Here is a 16,369-nt window from a genome sequence, read left to right as displayed (position 1 = left end):
AGGATCATTACCGGGGAGAGAACACCATGAAACGCCTGCTGAGCACGTTGCTGATCCTCGCCGCCCTGCAAGGCTGCGGCCTGCGCGAGCCGATGCCCGCCGAACAGGATGCCGAGACCCCGACCCTGACGCCACGGGCCTCGACCTACTACGACCTGATCAACATGCCTCGGCCGCGCGGGCGGCTGATGGCGGTGGTGTACGGTTTCCGCGACCAGACCGGGCAGTACAAGCCGACCCCGGCCAGCTCGTTCTCCACCAGCGTCACCCAGGGCGCGGCGAGCATGCTGATGGACGCGCTCAACGCCAGCGGCTGGTTCGTGGTGCTCGAACGCGAGGGCCTGCAGAACCTGCTGACCGAGCGCAAGATCATCCGCGCCTCGCAGAAAAAGCCCGACGTGGCCGAGAACATCCAGGGCGAGCTGCCGCCGTTGCAGGCCGCCAACCTGATGCTCGAAGGCGGCATCATCGCCTACGACACCAACGTGCGCAGCGGCGGCGAGGGCGCGCGCTACCTGGGTATCGACATCTCCCGCGAGTACCGGGTCGACCAGGTGACCGTGAACCTGCGCGCGGTGGACGTGCGTACCGGGCAGGTGCTGGCCAATGTGATGACCAGCAAGACCATCTATTCGGTTGGGCGCAGCGCCGGGGTGTTCAAGTTCATCGAGTTCAAGAAGCTGCTCGAAGCCGAAGTGGGCTACACCACCAACGAACCGGCGCAGTTATGTGTGTTGTCGGCCATCGAGGCGGCGGTGGGGCACCTGCTGGCCCAGGGCATCGAACGGCGGTTGTGGCAGGTGGCGGCGGACGGGGTGGGGGACAAGGCGGTGCTGGACAAGTACCTGAGCCAGTATCAGCAGCCGTAGGTGGTCGGGGGTTGCCGCCTGCCTGTAGGGGCCAGCTTTGCTGGCGAAGCGGCCACCACCGGTGGCACCTGGAGACCCGGCCCCGACAAGGTGGGGCTGTTGATCGCGTAATGGCGGCCAGGTGCTCGGCGATGGTCTTGCTTGGCCCTTGAGATCGAGCGCCGCCCGCGCGGCGCTCGATCTCATGGTCGCCACAACACTCCCGCCAAACACTCTCACTGATGAACCTTTCATGACAAAAGTTCGGTAGCAAAGCGCCATCTCCGTCAAAGCCATGGACACGGACGACGCGTCTGGCCGGCAGGCCGGGCGCACCGTAGGAGCGGGCGGGGAGTGGGGCGATGGGAACTATGGAACGCTACACCAAAGTGGGGATGCAGGAGCTCGACCAGCGCCTGGCGAAGATCGTCGAAGCGGCGCGCAAGCAGCCGGTCTCGGTGTACCGCTACGGCGCGCCGTGGGTATGGATCGTCTCCCAGGAGGACTGGCAGGGCGCCCTGCGCGAGGTGGCCAGTTGCGTGCCGCCAGGGCATTCGCTGGCCCTGCTCAAGCCGCGCATCGACACGCTGCTGGGCGAGTACCAGGCGCCGCTGGCCCTGCTGGCCGAGCAGCAGGGCATGACCATCGCCCCGCACACGCTGATGCACGTGCTGCTGTTGCAGCTGCTGTATTCGGTGCCCAGCGAGAAGCAGCTCTACGAACAGCTCAACTACAACCTGCTGTTCCGCTGGTTCGCCGGCCTCGAACTCAAGTCACGGGTGTGGAACTTCAACCTGTTCAGCCACGACCTGGGGCTGTTGCTGGGCAGCGCCATGGCGGTGTCGCTGTTGCAGCGCATGGTCGATGAAGTGCTCGGCGCCAGCCTGCAGGCGCTGCCGGAGTTCAGCCTCAACCTGGCCTTGCTGCACAGCTGGCTGGCCCGTCACCACGGTCCGGGCGCGCCCGATCACAACCACTAGAAACCCAACGAATTCCTGGCGCTCAAGGGGGCGGTGTGGAGCATTTTTTCTTCAAACGATGCGGCATGGGCGCAGGGGCACTGCTGTGCCTGCTGTCCGCCACGGCGCTTGCCAACGAGCCTGAACGCCGGGTCGAGATCAACGAGTACGTGGTGCGCGGCAACACCGTGCTCGACGCCCAGGCCATCGAGGAGGCGGTGTACCCGTACCTCGGCCCGGACCGAACCCTGGCCGACCTCGAGGGCGCCCGTGAGGCGCTGCAGAAAAGCTACCAGGCCCGGGGCTACCAGTCTGTGTTCGTCGAGCTGCCGGAGCAGAAGGTCGAGGGCGGCGTGGTCTACCTGCAGGTCACCGAGACCAAGGTCGGCCGGGTGCGCGTGGTCGGGGCCAAGCACTATTCGCCGGTGGAGATCCGCGAGCAGGTGCCGGCGCTGAAGGAGGGCAAGGTGCCCGATTTCGCCCAGGTGCAGAACGAGCTGGCCACCCTCAACCGAACGCCGGGCCGCCAGGTGCTGCCGCTGGTGCGCGAGGGCCAACGGCCGGGCACGATGGACGTCGACCTGCAGGTCGAGGACAAGCAGCCCTGGAACCTGAGCCTGGGGTTGAACAACGACCACAGCGCCGACACCGAGAAGCTGCGCAGCGTCGTCAGCCTTGGCTACAACAACCTGTGGCAGGCCGGGCACAGCGTGTCGCTGACCTGGTTCACCGCCCCCGAAGACCGCGACAACGCCCAGGTCTGGTCCGGCGCCTACGCCGCGCCGCTGAACGAGCGCTGGACGCTGCAATTTTCCGGTTACCACTCCGACAGCAACGTGGCCACTGTGGGCGGCACCAACGTATTGGGCAAGGGCCACTCCTACGGTGTGTCCGCCATCTACAACCTGCCGGGCGTCGGCGCCTGGGCCAACGCGCTGTCGATCGGCATCGACTTCAAGGACTTCGACGAGAAGGTCGCCCTGGGCGGCAACAACGACAAGGTCCCGCTCAAGTACTCGCCCATCACCCTGGGCTACAACGGCTATCGCTTCACCGAGCGCGACCAGCTGAGCCTGGGCCTGAGCCTGGTGGCCGGAACCCGTGGGCTGCTGGGGTACAACAGTGACGACCAGGCGTTCGACTACAAGCGCTACCGCGCCAATTCGAGCTTCGCCGCGCTCAAGGGCGACGCCAGCTACACCTTCGACTTCGCCGGGCAATGGCAGAGCGCCTCGAAGCTGGCCTTCCAGCTGGCCTCCGGGCCACTGGTGTCGAACGAGCAGTTCGCCGCCGGCGGCGCCACCTCGGTGCGCGGCTACCTGGCCGCCGAGCGCACCGGCGACGACGGCGTGCTGCTGTCCCAGGAGCTGCGCACCCCCTCCCTGGGCCGCTATGTCGGCAGCTACATCAGCGACTGGCGCTTCTACCTGTTCGCCGAAGGCGCCCAGCTGCGCCTGCAGGATGCCCTGCCCGAGCAGGACGACCGCTACAGCCTGGCCAGCGTCGGCGTGGGTACCCGCGCCACGCTCAACGACTGGTTGTCCGGCAGCCTCGACTGGGCCGTGCCCTTGAAGGACGCCCCCAACACCGACAAGAACGACTCGCGCGTGCACTTCAGCGTGCAGGCAACTTTCTGAATCACCGACCGGCATCGCCCTGGAGAGCCCTCATGCAACGCCTGATATTGACCCTGCTGCTGTGCCTGGGCTTCGCCCTGCCGGGCAGCGCCAGCGCCTGGTGGCAGGACGACTGGCTGTACCGCAAGCAAATTGCCGTGGACACCACCCCGCAAGGCGCCGGCCTGACCCAGGCGCTGGGCCGTACTGCGTTGCTGGTGCGCCTGCACACCGGCAACTTCACCTTCGATGGTGTCAGCGAGACCGGCGCGGATATCCGCTTCGTCGGCGCCGACGACAAGACCGTGCTCAACCACCATATCGAGCAGTTCGACCCGCTGATGGGCATGGCCCTGATCTGGGTCGACGTGCCGCGCATCGAGCCCGGCCAGCGCCAGGACATCTGGATGTACTACGGCAACCCCAAGGTCCAGCCCGCCAACGGCCAGCCCAGCTTCGACGCCGACTACACCGCGCTGTACCACTTCGACGGCGCCGGCCCGCGCGATGCCAGCCCGTATGGCAATCAACTGCAAGGCCAGGCCGTGGCGGTCGACGGCGTGATCGGCCGGGCCATCCAGCTGGGTGGCCAGGCCCTGCAACTGCCGGCCAGTGCTTCGCTGCAATTGCCTGCCGGCGCGGCCTTCACCTTCAGCACCTGGCTACGCCAGGACCAGGCGGTGGGCGAACAGCTGCTGCTGGCCCGCCGCGAGGCGGGGCACAGCCTGCTGCTGGGCCTGGCCCAGGGCGTGGCCTTCGTCGAGGTGGATGGCCAGCGCGCCAGCGCCAACCAGGCGCTGACGGCTGGCCAGTGGCAACACCTGGCTTTGGTGGGCGAGGGCGGCAGCCTGAGCGTGCTGGTCGATGGCCAGCCGGTGGCCCGACTGGCCGTCAGCCTGGCCGCGTTCACTGGCGCGGTGGGCATCGGCGGCGACTTGCCGGCCAGCGAAGGCACGCCTGCCAGCGGCTTCGCCCCCTTCGTCGGCGCGCTGGATGAACTGCGCATCTCCCGCGTGGCCCGCAGCCAGGCCAGCCTGCAAGCGGATGTGCTGGCCCAGGGCGCCGAGTCGCGCCTGGTGGCCTATGGCGTCGATGAGGAACAGTCGGGCTTCGGCTTCGGCAGCCTGGGCTTTCTGCTCAAGGCAGTGCCGGTCGATGCCTGGGTGATCATCGCCGTGCTGGTACTGATGATGGTGCAGTCGTGGGTGATCATGCTGCGCAAGCAGCGCGCCCTGAGCCGGATCACCGCCGCCAATGCGCAGTTCCGCGAACACTTCGCCACGGTGGGTACGCACCTCGAGCAGTTCGCCGACGATCAAGACCTGCACGAGCGGTTGCGGGGTTCGTCGCTTTGGCGCCTGTACCTGGTGGCGGTGCAGGAGCTGCGCACCCGCCGCGCCCAAGGTGCCGACACCACCTTGGTGTCCGCCGCCACCATCGAGGCGATCCGCTGCTCCATGGACGGTGTGCGCACCCGCGAGAACCAGGCCCTGTCGTCCAAGCTGTCGACCCTGTCCAACGCCATTGCCGGTGGCCCCTACATCGGCCTGCTGGGCACCGTGCTGGGGATCATGGTGGTGTTCCTCGGCACGGCCATGGCCGGCGATGTGAACATCAACGCCATCGCCCCGGGCATGGCCGCGGCGCTGCTGGCCACCGCCATGGGCCTGTTCGTCGCGATCCCCGCGCTGTTCGGCTACAACCGCCTGACCACCCGTAACCGCGAAGTCGGCGCCGACATGCGGGTGTTCGTCGACGAGTTCATCACCCGCCTGGCCGAGCTGCATGGCGAAGGGCAGGCCGGCGAAGCGGCGCAGCGCCCCCAGGGCCGCGCGGTCAGCCCATCGGTCCCGGCGTGAGGAGGCAGCCATGGCATCCGTGAACAACGCCCATGACGACGACGCCGACGCCGCAGTGGACAGCATCAACATCACCCCACTGGTGGACGTGCTGATGGTGGTGCTGGTGATGTTCATCCTCACTGCCACCGCCCAGGTGTCGGGCATCCAGGTGCAGTTGCCCAAGGCCAGCGCCTCGGTGTCGCTGGCCCAGCCCAAGACCAAGGCGATCTCGATCAACGACGCCGGCCAGGTGTTTCTCGACGCCTACCCGGTGACCTTGCAGGAGCTGGAGGACCGCCTGCGCAGCGAGAAGGCGCGCAACCCGGACTTCCCGCTGATCGTGCGCGGTGACGCCGGCGTGCAGTACCAGAAGGTGGTCGAGGTGCTCGACCTGCTGCGCCGTCTCGAACTGGCCCAGGTCGGGCTGGTCACCGGCAAGCCGAACCAGGGGTGAGGGCAGGCATGGAACGTACAGCCAACCCCCGTCGCCTGCTGACCTGGGCCGTGCTCGCCGTAGCGGGCGCGGGCCTGGCCTGGCTGCTGTGGCAGTGGGCCAACGACATGGCCGGGGTGCGCCGCGAGGCGCCCAAGGTGCCGGCGATCATCCCGCTGCCGCCGCCCCTACCGCCACCGCCGCCGGAGCCGCCAAAGGAACCGGAGCCACCGGTCGAGGAGAAGATCGTCGAGCCGCAACCGGTGCCTGAGGCCGAGGAGGTCAAGCCGGCCGAGGACGCGCCGGACCCGGCCCAGGACCTGGCCGAGCCGATGCAGATGGACGGCGATGCGCAGACCGGCGGCGACAGTTTCAACGTCGGCGCCGGCAAGGGCGGTGGCATGGCCGGTGGCGGCGGTGGGGGCTTGGGCAACGGCACCTACAGCCAGTACCTGGCCTACGCCTTCCAGCGCCTGCTGCGCGACAACCCCGAGCTGCGCAACCTGGTGTTCAACCTGCAGGCCGAGATCTGGCTCAGCGCCGCCGGCGAGATTACCCGCGTCGAGCTGCTGCGCGGCAGCGGCGAATCCGAGGTGGACGCCCAGGTGATCGCCGCCTTGCGTTCGGCGCCGGCCCTCGACCAACGCCCACCCGCCAGCCTGACGTTGCCGGTGAAGATCGCCCTGCAGGGGCGCCGGCCATGAACAACGAAGCACGACTGACCCACAGGAGTTGCAAACCCATGAAGTGCCCAGTGAACCGATTGACCCTGGCGCTCGGCCTGCTGGCCGCCGCCACCGCGGTCGGTCCGGCCGTCGCCCACGCCGCGCCGTCGGAGAACGCGACCGTCAACCTGATCCGCCTGCTGGTGGAGCAGGGCGTGCTCAAGCAGGACAAGGCCGACGCGCTGATCGCCCAGGCCGAGCGCGAGGCCCAGCAGGCCCGCGCCGCCACCAGCGCCGCGCCGATCGTCGCCCAGGCCCCGGCGGCCAATGGCGAGGTGCGCGTGCAGTACGTGCCGGCCATCGTCCGCCAGCAGATCCGCGACGAGATCAAGGCCGAGGTGCTGAACACCGCCAAGCAGGAAAACTGGGCTGCGCCCAACAGCTTTCCCGACTGGGCTTCGCGCATCAGTTTCGATGGCGACCTGCGCCTGCGCGGCGAGTCGCGTTACTACGCCGACGGCAACAGCAATGAGATCGTCGACTTCGCCAAGCTCAACGAGAAGGGGCCGTACGACGTCAACCCCAACAGCAGCTCCAGCCTGCCGCCGCTGCTCAATACCCGCGAGGACCGTGACAGCATCCTGCGCCTGCGCGCGCGCTTCGGCCTGAAAGCGCAGTTGGCGGAAAACTGGGTGGCGGGCATCCGCATCGCCACCGGCTCGAACAACAACCCGGTGTCGACCACCCAGAACCTGGGCGGTGGCTTCGGCAAGAAGGACCTGTGGCTCGACCAGGGCTATGTGAGCTGGAGCCCCAGCGAGCGGCTGACCCTGACCGGCGGACGTATCGCCAACCCGTTCATGTCCACCGACATCCTGTACTCCCACGACCTCAACTTCGACGGCCTGGCGGCGATCTTCGATCAGCCGCTGAACCGCGACCTCAGCCTGTTCGGCACCGTCGGCGCGTTTCCGGTGCAGTACAGCGACGACAGCGCCAGCAGCAACGGCTTCGACAAGGAGGACAGCGAGAACAAGTGGCTGTACGGCGCCCAGTTCGGCGCCAAGTGGGCGATCAACGACCACCACCGGCTCAAGGGCGCCATGGCCTACTACCGCTTCGACGATATCGCAGGCCAGCGCTCCAGCCCCTGCGCGCCTTGGAACGGCCAGCCGGGCTGCGACAGCGACGAGACCCGGCCGACCTTCATGCAAAAGGGCAACACCCTGTTCCTGCTGCGCGACATCACGCCGAACCCGGCCAACCCGGCCGCCACGCCGCAGCCGCAGTTCGTGGGGATCGCCTCGGAGTTCGACCTGCTCGACCTGAACCTGGTGTGGGACGCCGACCTGCCCCACGATTTCAAGCTGCGCAGCCAGGCCAACTACATCCACAACCTGGCCTACGACGAGGGCGACATGCGCAAGCGCGCGGCCGGCCAGCTGGCCAACAACGTCGACGAGAACGGCAACATCAAGAGCGGCAGCGATGCCTGGATGTTCCAGTTCACCCTGGGCAATGCCCTGGACATGCGCAAGGCGGGCGACTGGAACCTGTTCGCCGGCTACAAGCGCATCGAGCCCGACGCGCTGCCGGACGGTTTCAACGATTCTAGCTTCCACCTGGGCGGCACCAACGCCAAGGGCTACTTCCTCGGTGGCAACTACGGCCTGGCCGACAACGTCTACGCGACCGCCCGTTGGTTGAGCAGCGAAGCAGTCTACGGCGCGCCGTTTGATATCGATGTGCTACAACTTGAAGTCAACACGCGGTTCTAGGGAAGGAGCATGGGCATGAACAAGGGAGCCTATCGCCGTCGTTGCACCTGGCTGATGCTGGCCCTGGGCGCGAGCCTGGCGGCCTCGGTGTCGGCCGACACCCTCGAGGAACGCCTGCGCGCCCAACTGCGCAGCACCACCCAGCAATTGCAGGCCCTGCAGAGCGAGCAGGCCCAGGCCAGCGCCGCCCGCCAGGCCGCCGAGCAACAGCGCGACGCCGCCCAGGCGCAGGTGCGCGAGCTGACCGCGCAGTTGGCCAAGGCACGCGGCCAGACCGAGCAACTGGCCGGCCAGCAGCAAGCCATGCACAGCCAGGCCCAGGCGCTGGTGGCCAGCAGCAGCGAGCAACTGCACAAATACAAGCAAGCCTATGAAGAGCTGCTGGGCATGGCCCGGGGCAAGGAAGGCGAGCGCGCCGCGCTGCTGGCACAGCTGGCCGAGCGTGACGGCCAGGTGAGCCAGTGCCAGGCGCGTAACCAACAGATGTACGGGGTGGCCAAGGAGATGCTGGCCGCCTACGAGAAGGTCGATATCGCCGATGTCGTGAAGATGCGCCAGCCCTTCGCCGGCGGAGCCCGGGTACGTTTCGAGGAGCTCGCCCAGGCCTACGGTGATCGACTCTATGAAAGCCAGTTCGATGCCCCCAAGGGCGTCAAGCCGTGACGATTCAACCACCACAAGGAAGGCAACACATGACCGAAGTCACCCTGATCGAAACCGTGAGCGCCGACTCCCTCACCAAGCTGTTGCAGGACGCCGGCTGCCGGGTCAACCGCAGCGAGCAGAATGCCGTGGTGCAGTTGCTCAGTGCCAGCCAGGGCGTGGGCTATGCCGTACGTTTCGGCAATCGTGCGCAGGGGCAGGAGGGCGAATTCCTCGATTTCACCTTCAGCTGCGCGTTGCGCATCCAGGGCGAGTTGCCAGCAGGCCTGGCCGAACGCTGGAACGCCTCGCGACGCTTCGCCCGCCTGTCGGTGCAGGGCGAATTCCTGGTGATGGAGAAGGATGTGGTGGTCGCCGACGGCGTCAGCGAGAAGCACCTGCTGGGCAGCTTGCTGCTGTGGGACCGGCTGCTGCAGGAGTTCATCGTCTACCTGCGTGATTACAGCCGTAATGTCGCCGAGCAGACCGGTAGCGCAGCGGTGAGCGCCTCATGACGGCGCGTGCGCTCTGGGCCGGCGCTGGTGCGCTGGCCCTGGTCGCGGTGGCGGTCGCCCTGGCCTTGCGCCCGGGCGAGCAGCCGGTGGCTGCGGCGCGCCCGGCGGCGTCGGTCATCCAGGCAGCGGTCGACAATGGCCCGACCCTGGCCCGGCTGGGGGAGCAGCAGGTCGGTAGCGGCGAGCTCAAGGCACTGTTCGCCCAATTGCCCGAGGACGCCCGCGCCAGCCTGCGCGGCGACCGGCCGGCACTGGAGGCCTGGATCCGCGCGCGGCTGGCGGAAAAGGCGCTGTACCAGCAGGCCGAAGCCCAGGGTTGGCTGCAACGCCCGGACATCCAGGCCCAGACCCGTGCCGCCACCGAGCAGATCGTGCTGCGCGACTACCTCGAATCGGTGAGCAAGGTGCCCGACGACTACCCCAGCGAGGCAGAACTCAAGCAGGCCTACGAGGCCGGCAAGGCCGGCTTGCAGTTGCCGGCGCGCTACCGCCTGAGCCAGATCTTCCTGCGGGTGGAGAACCCCAGGGACGACGAGACCGTGCGCAAGCAGGCCCAGGTGCTGGCCAAGCAGGCCCAGGCCAGCGATGCCGATTTCGCCGCGTTGGCCCGGGAGCACTCGCAGGATGCCGGCACGGCTGCCAACGGCGGTGACACCGGCTTGCAAGCCTTGGCCCAGCTGTTGCCGGAGGTGCGCGGCGTGGTGTCCAGGCTGAAGGTAGGCACGGTCAGCGAACCGGTGCAAAGCGCGGCGGGCTACCACATCGTCAAGCTGGCCGAGCAGCAACCGGCCCGCGCGGCGACGTTCGACGAGGTCGCGCCGCGGCTGCGCCAGTTGCTGCGTGCCCAGCGCCAGGAGCAGGTGGCCAAGGCTTACGTCGAAGGCATGTTCGACAGCGCCACCCTGAGCATCGATGGCGCGGCGTTGAACCAGGTGCTGGAGAGCAGCCACTAGACCCATCACGGAAGAGCCGGGCCCGGGCATCGGGCCCGTGGGAGGCAAGGGATGCCGATCGACCTGTCCCGGGGCCAAACCCCGGAAACCGCCGTGCCCGTCGTTCGCCCCCAGGTGCCGCTGGCCCTGGACGAACAGACCCTGGACTGTTTTGTCATCACCGCCCGTTGCGGCTGCTTCATGCAGGCGGCCCGGCGGTTGAACCTCAAGCCGGTGGCGCTGCGCAAGCGTTTGGCCGTGCTGGAAGCACGTCTGGGCTATGGCCTGTTCATCAATCGCAACAACACGCCAGTACTCAGCCAGCAAGGTGAGCGGTTGCTGCTGGCCTTGCAGGCGCGTGAGCCCGATGAGCCGGCGCTGGCGCGCGTGCAGACCACGCCGGTGAGGCTGGCGGTGGCCGAGCCGCTGCTGCAGGACCTATTAGGCCGCGGCTTGATCAACCTGGTGCGCCAACACGCGGGCATGCGCCTTGAAGTGGTCACCCTCGATGGGCGCCGGGGGCCGGACCAGGAAGTCGACGTGGCGTTATGGTTGGGGGACCTACGCGCAGCCGATCCGTTTGGTGTGTCTGCCGAGGCCCTGGCTACCCTCGAATACCTGCCGCACATTGCCAAGCGCTATGTGCGCGAAGCGAATCGTCCAAGCAGCCTGGCGGACCTGCAGGACTACATGCTGGTGCAATGGCAGGGAGAGGAGGGCGTGGCCGCGCTTGCCCAGTGGCAGGCCCTGCTTGCAGGCAGGTCTGCGGGGGTGACGTGCATCCAGGGCTATGAAATGTACTGCCAGTTGATCAAGTGCAGTGCCAGCGTGGGCCTGTTGCCGCACTACGCGGGGCATCTGGACCGTGGCTTGCTGGCATTGCCGGGTTTGTTCCATGAACCGATGCGGCGACGTGTGTGGTTGGCGGTCAATACCGACACCGAGGGCGATCCGCTGGTGCAGGTGATGGTGGGGGTGATCCGGGCGGCGTTCGATGAGCGCCGGGAGTGGTTCAAGGATGCCGCCATACTCTTGTAGGAGCCAGCTTGCTGGCGAACCTTCGCCAGCAAGCTGGCTCCTACAAGGGGGCGGTGTGGTTATCCGGCCTTGCGCAGGGTCAGGTTGATGCGCCGTTCGCCCAGGCGGGGATGCACACCGGGTTTGATCGGCAATACCCCGTGAAAGCGCAGGCGGTCTTCGCCGCCCCACACCAGTACGTCACCGTGGTTCAGGGGTATGCGCTGGGTGCGATCACTGCGTTGAAGGCCACCCAACAGGAACACGGCCGGCAACCCCAGTGAGATCGATACGATCGGGTGCCCATAGTCTTGCTCGTCGCGGTCCTGATGCAGGCTCAGGCGTGTTCCGGGCACGTAGTGGTTGACCAGGCAGGCGTCGGGCACGAAGCCCTCGAAACCCGCGACCGCCGCTGCCTGGCGGGCCAGATTCAGCAAGACTGGGGGAAGGGCGGGCCACGGCTGGCCGCTTTTCGGGTCGGTGGGGGTGTAGCGGTAGCCGCGTTCGTCGCTGACCCAGCCCAACGCACCGCAATTGGTCAGCGCGACTGCCATGCGCTGGCCGCCGGGTGTGCGCATGTGGCGAAACGGTGCGGCGCGCAGAATCGGGCGCAGGGCGTCCAGCAGGGGCTCGATGTCGTTCAGGGCGAAGCCAGGCAGCAGCACGGTCCGGCTGGCCAGATGCTGTGGCTGATGACCGAACAGGTCGAGGTCGGACTGGATCATGGTCAGGGAATTGGGCTGGGTTGGACGATTGTATAGTGGGTGGCTGAAAACCTGTAGGAGCGGATTCATCCGCGATGCGCCGCGCGGCGGCGCTCGATCTCCAAGCCGCTGCAACTCTCCCGACAAATCCTATAAAGAAGGAACCGCAGCACCAGGAAACCCTGACACCGCGGTCCAAGGGGGAGAGGATCACTGCTGCGTAACAGTCGCCATGTTGGTATTGCCGAACTGGGTAATGGTCGCCGTCTGACTGGCCCCGCTCTGGTCGATAAACGCCTGGTTGCCGTTACCTCCCTGGGTCACATAGGCGACATTGACCCCATCGGCTTGCTTGACGGTAGCCTGGTTGCCACTGCCATAAAGCTGGTAGGTGAAGCTCTGGTTGCCACTGCCCGATTGATCCAGGGTCACGCTGCCGCCATTGCCGGCCGCCACGCCCTCGGCGTAGTTGCCGTTGCCACGTTGGTCGGCGATCAGCAGGTTGTCGCTGCCGTTCTGCTCGAAGTACAGCTCGTTGTTGCTGTCGGCCTGTTTGGTCTCCATCTGGTTGCGGTTGCCGTTCTGGTTCAACCGGGCCAGCTGGCTGCTGCCTTTCTGTTCGAAGTTGACGCTGTTGCCGTTGCCGGCCTGGTTGACCACCGCCCGCTGGCTGTCGCCGAACTGCCCGCCGGACTTGTCGCCCTTCCAGTTGCTGGCCATGATCTTGTTGCCGTTGCCCGTCGTATTGATGCTCAGGCTGTGGTTGTCGCCGGTCTGGTAGGTGAAGTGCAGGTTGTTGTTACCGGTCTGGCTGATGCTGGTCACCGACTGGTTGCTCTCGAACTGGTCCGACCAGCTGGCGTTGGCCCGCCCGTTCTGGCTCAGGCTGGCACTGTTGCCCTGGCCGAAGCTCTGGTCGATGTAGCCCTCGTTGAGCTGCCCGGTCTGGTAGACATTGGCCTGGCTGGCGGCCTGGTTGTCCTGCCAGACCTCCACCGAGTGCCCGGTGCCGTACTGGCTGATACCAATGGTGCCGCCCAGGCCGTCGCGCTGGTCGCCGTAGGCCCAGTTCTGCTTGCCGTCCTGGTAGATGGCGATATCGCCGTTGTTGTGGGTCAGGTGCTCGGCGGCCGCCTGGTTATCGCTGCCGGCCTGCATGACCAGGCTCTTGTTGTTGCTGCCGCCGAACAACTGCTCGACCGTGGCATCGTTGCGCTGGCCCGACTGCAGGGTGGTGGCCTGGCTGCCCAGCTGGGTGTCCTGCCAGATGATCGAATGATTGCCCGTGCCGTCCTGCACCTGCAGGGCCTGGTTGTTCTCGCCCACCGATTGGCTGGCGAAGGCATCGTTGAGGGTGCCGCCGGCCTGCTGGGTGATCTGGCTGCCGTTCTCGAACAACTGCTCGGCGTAGCCGGCGTTGAACGCGCCGCTGGCACCCTGCTGGATGTGGCTGGTGCTGCTGTCCTGCACCGCCATGTGGTTGTGGTCGTGGCCGGTCTGGTCCTGGGTGGCCGAGGCGAACGGCGCCAGGGTCTGTTTCACTTCGGCGATGTGCTTGTTGCCCTGCTGGTTCTGGGTCGAGCTGCTGTCGGCGGCCATGGCCTGGCCGGCCAGGGCCAGGACAATGGCGGCGCTCAGGGGGGCGAGCTTGTTCATGGTGGTGCCTCCAGGTCTGCTAACGGTATTGGGTGATATGGATGTGCTGGCCATTGCCGGCCTGGGTCACGCTGCTGTTCAGCCCCGTGCCGCGCTGGTCGATGGTGGCGCTGTTGAGGTTGCCGATCTGCTCGATGGCGGCGCTGTTGCCGCTGCCGCTCTGGCGGATCGTCGCGCTGTTGCCGTAGCCCTGCTGGCTGATCGTGGCCATCAGGTCGCTGCCTTCCTGCAGGATGTAGGCTTCCTGCGCGCCCCCGGCCTGGACGATGCGACCGAGCAGGGCCTGGCCGTTCTGGTCGAGGGCGGCGCGGTTGCCGTTGCCCTGCTGCTCGATCACTGCCGCCTGGCCGCTACCCACCGGCAGCAGGCGCACCAGCAGTGGTTCGCCGAGGTCGTTGCCGGCCGCAAGGTCGGCGTTGTCCATTAGGTCGTCGGCCTGTGCCTGACCGAGCAGGGCCAGGCACAGCAGCAGGGTGGGCAGGCGTGGCATGGCGTTCTCCCTGGCCTATTGCACGGTCACGTTGACGGTGCGCGTGGTGCCCTGGCTGGTGGTCACCGTCGCCGTCGGATTGGCGGTCGGGATCGCCGTGGTGCTGTTGCTCACTGCCAGGCGCCAACGGCCGGTCACCGGCACGGTGGTGGTGCCCAGGGTCTGCACGCCGGTGGTGGTGGTCACCCGCACCGTGATGGTGTTGCCGGTGGTCACCGACGAGGTGCCGCTGATGTCCCAGTTGTAACGGTTGTTCGAGCGCGCCGTGACCGTGGCCGCGGTGACCGCGAAGGTCTCCTGGGCGGGCCTTGGCGACACCTGCACGGTGACCGTGCCGGGGCTGGACAACGCACCGAGGGCATCCCGGGCGACGTAGCTGAAGCTGGTGGTGAATGCCGCGGTGACCGTGGCCGGTGGCGTGTAGGTGATCACGCTGCCGTCGGTGCTGACCGTGCCGCGGCCGGCCGGGGTCGGCTGGGTGACGCTGGCGATGGCCAGCGGCAGGTTGCCTTCCGGGTCGGTGTCGTTGGCCAGGGCGTTGATGGTCAGTGGCACGCCGAGGGTGGCGGCGCTGTCGGCCACCGCCGTCGGCGGCTGGTTGGGCGCCACGTTGACGGTCACCGTGGCCGGGGTCGACTTCAGGCCCTTGGCGTCCATGGCGCGGTAGCTGAAGGTGGCCACCAGCGGCGAGGTGGCCCCCGCCGGTGGGGTGTAGGTCACCGCAGTGGTGCCGTTCATCACTACGCCACCCAGGCCGGTACCGGGCTGGGTGAGGTCGCTGATGCTCAGCGGCACGTTGCCGTCGGGATCACTGTCGTTGGCCAGCAGGTTGAGGGTGATGGGCACACCGACACTGGTGGCGCCGCTGTCGGCCTGGGCTACGGGCGGCTGGTTGGCAGCCTGCACCGGGGCGTTGCCAACCACGACCACCGGTTCGACGTCCATGCCGCCGTGGGCGGACTTGACGGTGATGCTGGCCGGCGGCTGGGCCAGGTCGTTGACCGTCAGGCTCTGCTGCACGCCGGACTTGGACATGCGGCCGAAGCCCTGCACCAGCAGGTCAGGCACCAGCACTTCGTCGCTGGAGCGGGCCTCGATCAGCAACCGTTTGTTGGCCCAGTCGTAGCGTGCGTTGGTCACCCGCACGACATCGCTGAGTTTGCTCGACAGTGCAGTCGGCCGCGTGGTGCCGGTGGGGTCGCTGGCGGTGACCACCACCACCGACGGCGGTACCGCCTGGCTCAGTTGCTGGCTGAAGAACAACCCGTTGTTGTCGGCGAGCAGGCTGAACTGGCACGGCGAAGGCGGCGAGCCGACCAGCGCCAGACCATTGCGCAGGCACAGGCTGGCGTTGTTCGGGGCCTTGGCGAACACCTCGACGCGGGTACCGGCGCCATTGCGTTGGTAGGTGGCGCGTTCGAGTTGCACCGGGGTCTGCTGGCGGGCGTCGAGGACCTTGCCGGAGACCGTGAAGACGTTGGTCTGGATGGTCCCGGCCGGCCCCTGGATGCGCACGAAGTTGGTGTTGTTCGGGCTGCCGGTCACCGCCTCGGTGATGTTCGGGTCGCCGATGAAGGTCTCGGTGGCACCGGTGTCGGGGTTGACCGCAGTGTAGGGGCCACCGACCCCGCGCAGGAACGGGCCGAGGTTGCCATTGAGCGCGCCGCTGAAGTTGCCGGGGGCACCGATGCCGATATCGCGGGTGATGTTGATCGCGCGGCGGCCGACCTGGTTGGCCGCCACGGTGACGGTCTCGACGCCGTAGGGGTGGGTGACGGTGTAGGTGCCGGCTTGTGGCACCGAGGCGCGGATGCGGATGCGGGCGAAGCTCTGCTGGTCGCCATCGACCGGGTTCTCGGCGGCGAAGGCCGCTTCCAGCCCGGCGACATAGACCTCCAGCTCGTAACCGCTGTTGCCCACCGCCGGGATCGCGGTCTCGGCGAGGAACCAGAACATCTCCGGCGGCCAGTTGTCGGGGAACACCAGCGGCAGGGCATCGTCGTAGACGCCGGGCTCGGGCAACAGGGTGCACAGGTAGGCCGGCGCCCCGGGCGCGCCCGGGGCACGGGTGCTGGTGGCGCGCGACTGGCACAGTTCCAGCGACAGGTTGGTGGCATCCTTGTACCACATGGGGTAGCCCCCGGTGGCGAAGGTATAGGGGCCCGGGTCGACCTCGGTCAGCGCGGCCCAGGCCGCGCCACTGACGGTGAGGGTGAAACCGGCGGCGCACAGCGCCCGGCGTGACCAGATGTTCATGCTGCCTCCCAGGAATC

At 67.4% G+C, this 16,369-nt stretch carries 14 protein-coding genes and 1 pseudogene; 11 read left to right on the top strand and 4 right to left on the bottom strand.

The genetic code is table 11. From position 1 onward, the window contains the following. Nucleotides 1-26: 26 nt before the first annotated feature. The 11 genes and pseudogenes from JYG34_RS13565 to JYG34_RS13515 all read left to right on the top strand — a co-directional run bounded on the left by JYG34_RS13565 (nucleotide 27) and on the right by JYG34_RS13515 (nucleotide 11,267). Nucleotides 27-869 (top strand): CsgG/HfaB family protein, encoded by an 843-nt coding sequence (locus JYG34_RS13565; RefSeq protein WP_213656924.1) that lies wholly within the window; start codon nucleotides 27-29, stop codon nucleotides 867-869. Nucleotides 870-1,513: 644 nt separating this feature from the next. Then, nucleotides 1,514-1,613, top strand: a pseudogene (locus tag JYG34_RS26670) (transposase); the annotation flags it as partial. Nucleotides 1,614-1,893: 280 nt separating this feature from the next. After that, nucleotides 1,894-3,444 carry a ShlB/FhaC/HecB family hemolysin secretion/activation protein gene (locus JYG34_RS13555; RefSeq protein WP_249746164.1) on the top strand — a complete coding sequence of 517 codons (1,551 nt, stop codon included), beginning with the start codon at nucleotides 1,894-1,896 and terminating at the stop codon, nucleotides 3,442-3,444. 32 nt (nucleotides 3,445-3,476) lie between these two features. Continuing rightward, nucleotides 3,477-5,282, top strand: a complete 1,806-nt coding sequence (locus JYG34_RS13550; RefSeq protein ID WP_213656922.1) for a DUF2341 domain-containing protein — start codon at nucleotides 3,477-3,479, stop codon at nucleotides 5,280-5,282. Nucleotides 5,283-5,292: 10 nt separating this feature from the next. Then, complete coding sequence (locus tag JYG34_RS13545; protein WP_011534002.1) at nucleotides 5,293-5,718, top strand: ExbD/TolR family protein; 426 nt, start codon at nucleotides 5,293-5,295, stop codon at nucleotides 5,716-5,718. An 8-nt stretch (nucleotides 5,719-5,726) separates the two neighbouring features. Further along, nucleotides 5,727-6,401, top strand: coding sequence for an energy transducer TonB family protein (locus JYG34_RS13540; RefSeq protein WP_213656921.1), 675 nt, complete (start codon nucleotides 5,727-5,729; stop codon nucleotides 6,399-6,401). 38 nt (nucleotides 6,402-6,439) lie between these two features. After that, nucleotides 6,440-8,140 (top strand): putative porin, encoded by a 1,701-nt coding sequence (locus JYG34_RS13535; protein ID WP_213656920.1) that lies wholly within the window; start codon nucleotides 6,440-6,442, stop codon nucleotides 8,138-8,140. Nucleotides 8,141-8,155: 15 nt separating this feature from the next. Then, a complete protein-coding gene (locus tag JYG34_RS13530; protein ID WP_434011117.1) occupies nucleotides 8,156-8,803 on the top strand; it encodes a DNA repair protein in 648 nt (215 codons plus the stop codon). A 29-nt stretch (nucleotides 8,804-8,832) separates the two neighbouring features. Then, complete coding sequence (locus tag JYG34_RS13525; protein ID WP_213656919.1) at nucleotides 8,833-9,297, top strand: YbjN domain-containing protein; 465 nt, start codon at nucleotides 8,833-8,835, stop codon at nucleotides 9,295-9,297. Continuing rightward, complete coding sequence (locus JYG34_RS13520) at nucleotides 9,294-10,250, top strand: peptidylprolyl isomerase (protein ID WP_213656918.1); 957 nt, start codon at nucleotides 9,294-9,296, stop codon at nucleotides 10,248-10,250. The genes JYG34_RS13525 and JYG34_RS13520 overlap by 4 nt, the downstream gene beginning before the upstream one ends. A 51-nt stretch (nucleotides 10,251-10,301) precedes the next feature. Then, nucleotides 10,302-11,267: a LysR family transcriptional regulator gene (locus tag JYG34_RS13515; RefSeq protein WP_213656917.1), complete on the top strand. Its 966-nt coding sequence runs from the start codon at nucleotides 10,302-10,304 to the stop codon at nucleotides 11,265-11,267. A 59-nt stretch (nucleotides 11,268-11,326) separates the two neighbouring features. On the opposite strand, the gene alkB is transcribed toward JYG34_RS13515, so the two are convergent. From alkB to JYG34_RS13495, 4 genes are all read right to left on the bottom strand, one after another. Beyond that, entirely contained in the window at nucleotides 11,327-11,971 is a 645-nt protein-coding gene (alkB, locus tag JYG34_RS13510; RefSeq protein WP_213656916.1) for a DNA oxidative demethylase AlkB, read from the bottom strand. Nucleotides 11,972-12,160: 189 nt separating this feature from the next. Then, on the bottom strand, nucleotides 12,161-13,606 hold the full coding sequence (locus tag JYG34_RS13505; protein WP_213656915.1) for a curlin: 1,446 nt from the start codon (nucleotides 13,604-13,606) through the stop codon (nucleotides 12,161-12,163). A 19-nt stretch (nucleotides 13,607-13,625) separates the two neighbouring features. Beyond that, nucleotides 13,626-14,096: a curlin gene (locus tag JYG34_RS13500; protein WP_213656914.1), complete on the bottom strand. Its 471-nt coding sequence runs from the start codon at nucleotides 14,094-14,096 to the stop codon at nucleotides 13,626-13,628. A 15-nt stretch (nucleotides 14,097-14,111) separates the two neighbouring features. Continuing rightward, the gene (locus JYG34_RS13495; RefSeq protein WP_213661183.1) at nucleotides 14,112-16,352 is read right to left on the bottom strand and encodes an Ig-like domain-containing protein; all 2,241 of its coding nucleotides are present in this window, start codon (nucleotides 16,350-16,352) and stop codon (nucleotides 14,112-14,114) included. Nucleotides 16,353-16,369: the final 17 nt, after the last annotated feature.

It is taken from the genome of Pseudomonas entomophila, assembly GCF_018417595.1.
Taxonomy (GTDB): Bacteria; Pseudomonadota; Gammaproteobacteria; order Pseudomonadales; family Pseudomonadaceae; genus Aquipseudomonas; species Aquipseudomonas entomophila_C.
This window is presented reverse-complemented; position numbering and strand designations above follow the sequence as displayed.

What these genes read in the sequence shown, in the direction of transcription:
- JYG34_RS13525 (WP_213656919.1), top strand. Translation starts at nt 8,833, where the DNA reads ATGACCGAAGTCACCCTGATCGAAACCGTGAGCGCCGACTCCCTCACC.
- JYG34_RS13530 (WP_434011117.1), top strand. Translation starts at nt 8,156, where the DNA reads ATGAACAAGGGAGCCTATCGCCGTCGTTGCACCTGGCTGATGCTGGCC.
- JYG34_RS13550 (WP_213656922.1), top strand. Translation starts at nt 3,477, where the DNA reads ATGCAACGCCTGATATTGACCCTGCTGCTGTGCCTGGGCTTCGCCCTG.
- JYG34_RS13495 (WP_213661183.1), bottom strand. Translation starts at nt 16,352, where the DNA reads ATGAACATCTGGTCACGCCGGGCGCTGTGCGCCGCCGGTTTCACCCTC.
- JYG34_RS13565 (WP_213656924.1), top strand. Translation starts at nt 27, where the DNA reads ATGAAACGCCTGCTGAGCACGTTGCTGATCCTCGCCGCCCTGCAAGGC.
- JYG34_RS13500 (WP_213656914.1), bottom strand. Translation starts at nt 14,096, where the DNA reads ATGCCACGCCTGCCCACCCTGCTGCTGTGCCTGGCCCTGCTCGGTCAG.
- JYG34_RS13540 (WP_213656921.1), top strand. Translation starts at nt 5,727, where the DNA reads ATGGAACGTACAGCCAACCCCCGTCGCCTGCTGACCTGGGCCGTGCTC.
- JYG34_RS13520 (WP_213656918.1), top strand. Translation starts at nt 9,294, where the DNA reads ATGACGGCGCGTGCGCTCTGGGCCGGCGCTGGTGCGCTGGCCCTGGTC.
- JYG34_RS13515 (WP_213656917.1), top strand. Translation starts at nt 10,302, where the DNA reads ATGCCGATCGACCTGTCCCGGGGCCAAACCCCGGAAACCGCCGTGCCC.
- JYG34_RS13545 (WP_011534002.1), top strand. Translation starts at nt 5,293, where the DNA reads ATGGCATCCGTGAACAACGCCCATGACGACGACGCCGACGCCGCAGTG.
- alkB (WP_213656916.1), bottom strand. Translation starts at nt 11,971, where the DNA reads ATGATCCAGTCCGACCTCGACCTGTTCGGTCATCAGCCACAGCATCTG.
- JYG34_RS13555 (WP_249746164.1), top strand. Translation starts at nt 1,894, where the DNA reads ATGGGCGCAGGGGCACTGCTGTGCCTGCTGTCCGCCACGGCGCTTGCC.
- JYG34_RS13505 (WP_213656915.1), bottom strand. Translation starts at nt 13,606, where the DNA reads ATGAACAAGCTCGCCCCCCTGAGCGCCGCCATTGTCCTGGCCCTGGCC.
- JYG34_RS13535 (WP_213656920.1), top strand. Translation starts at nt 6,440, where the DNA reads ATGAAGTGCCCAGTGAACCGATTGACCCTGGCGCTCGGCCTGCTGGCC.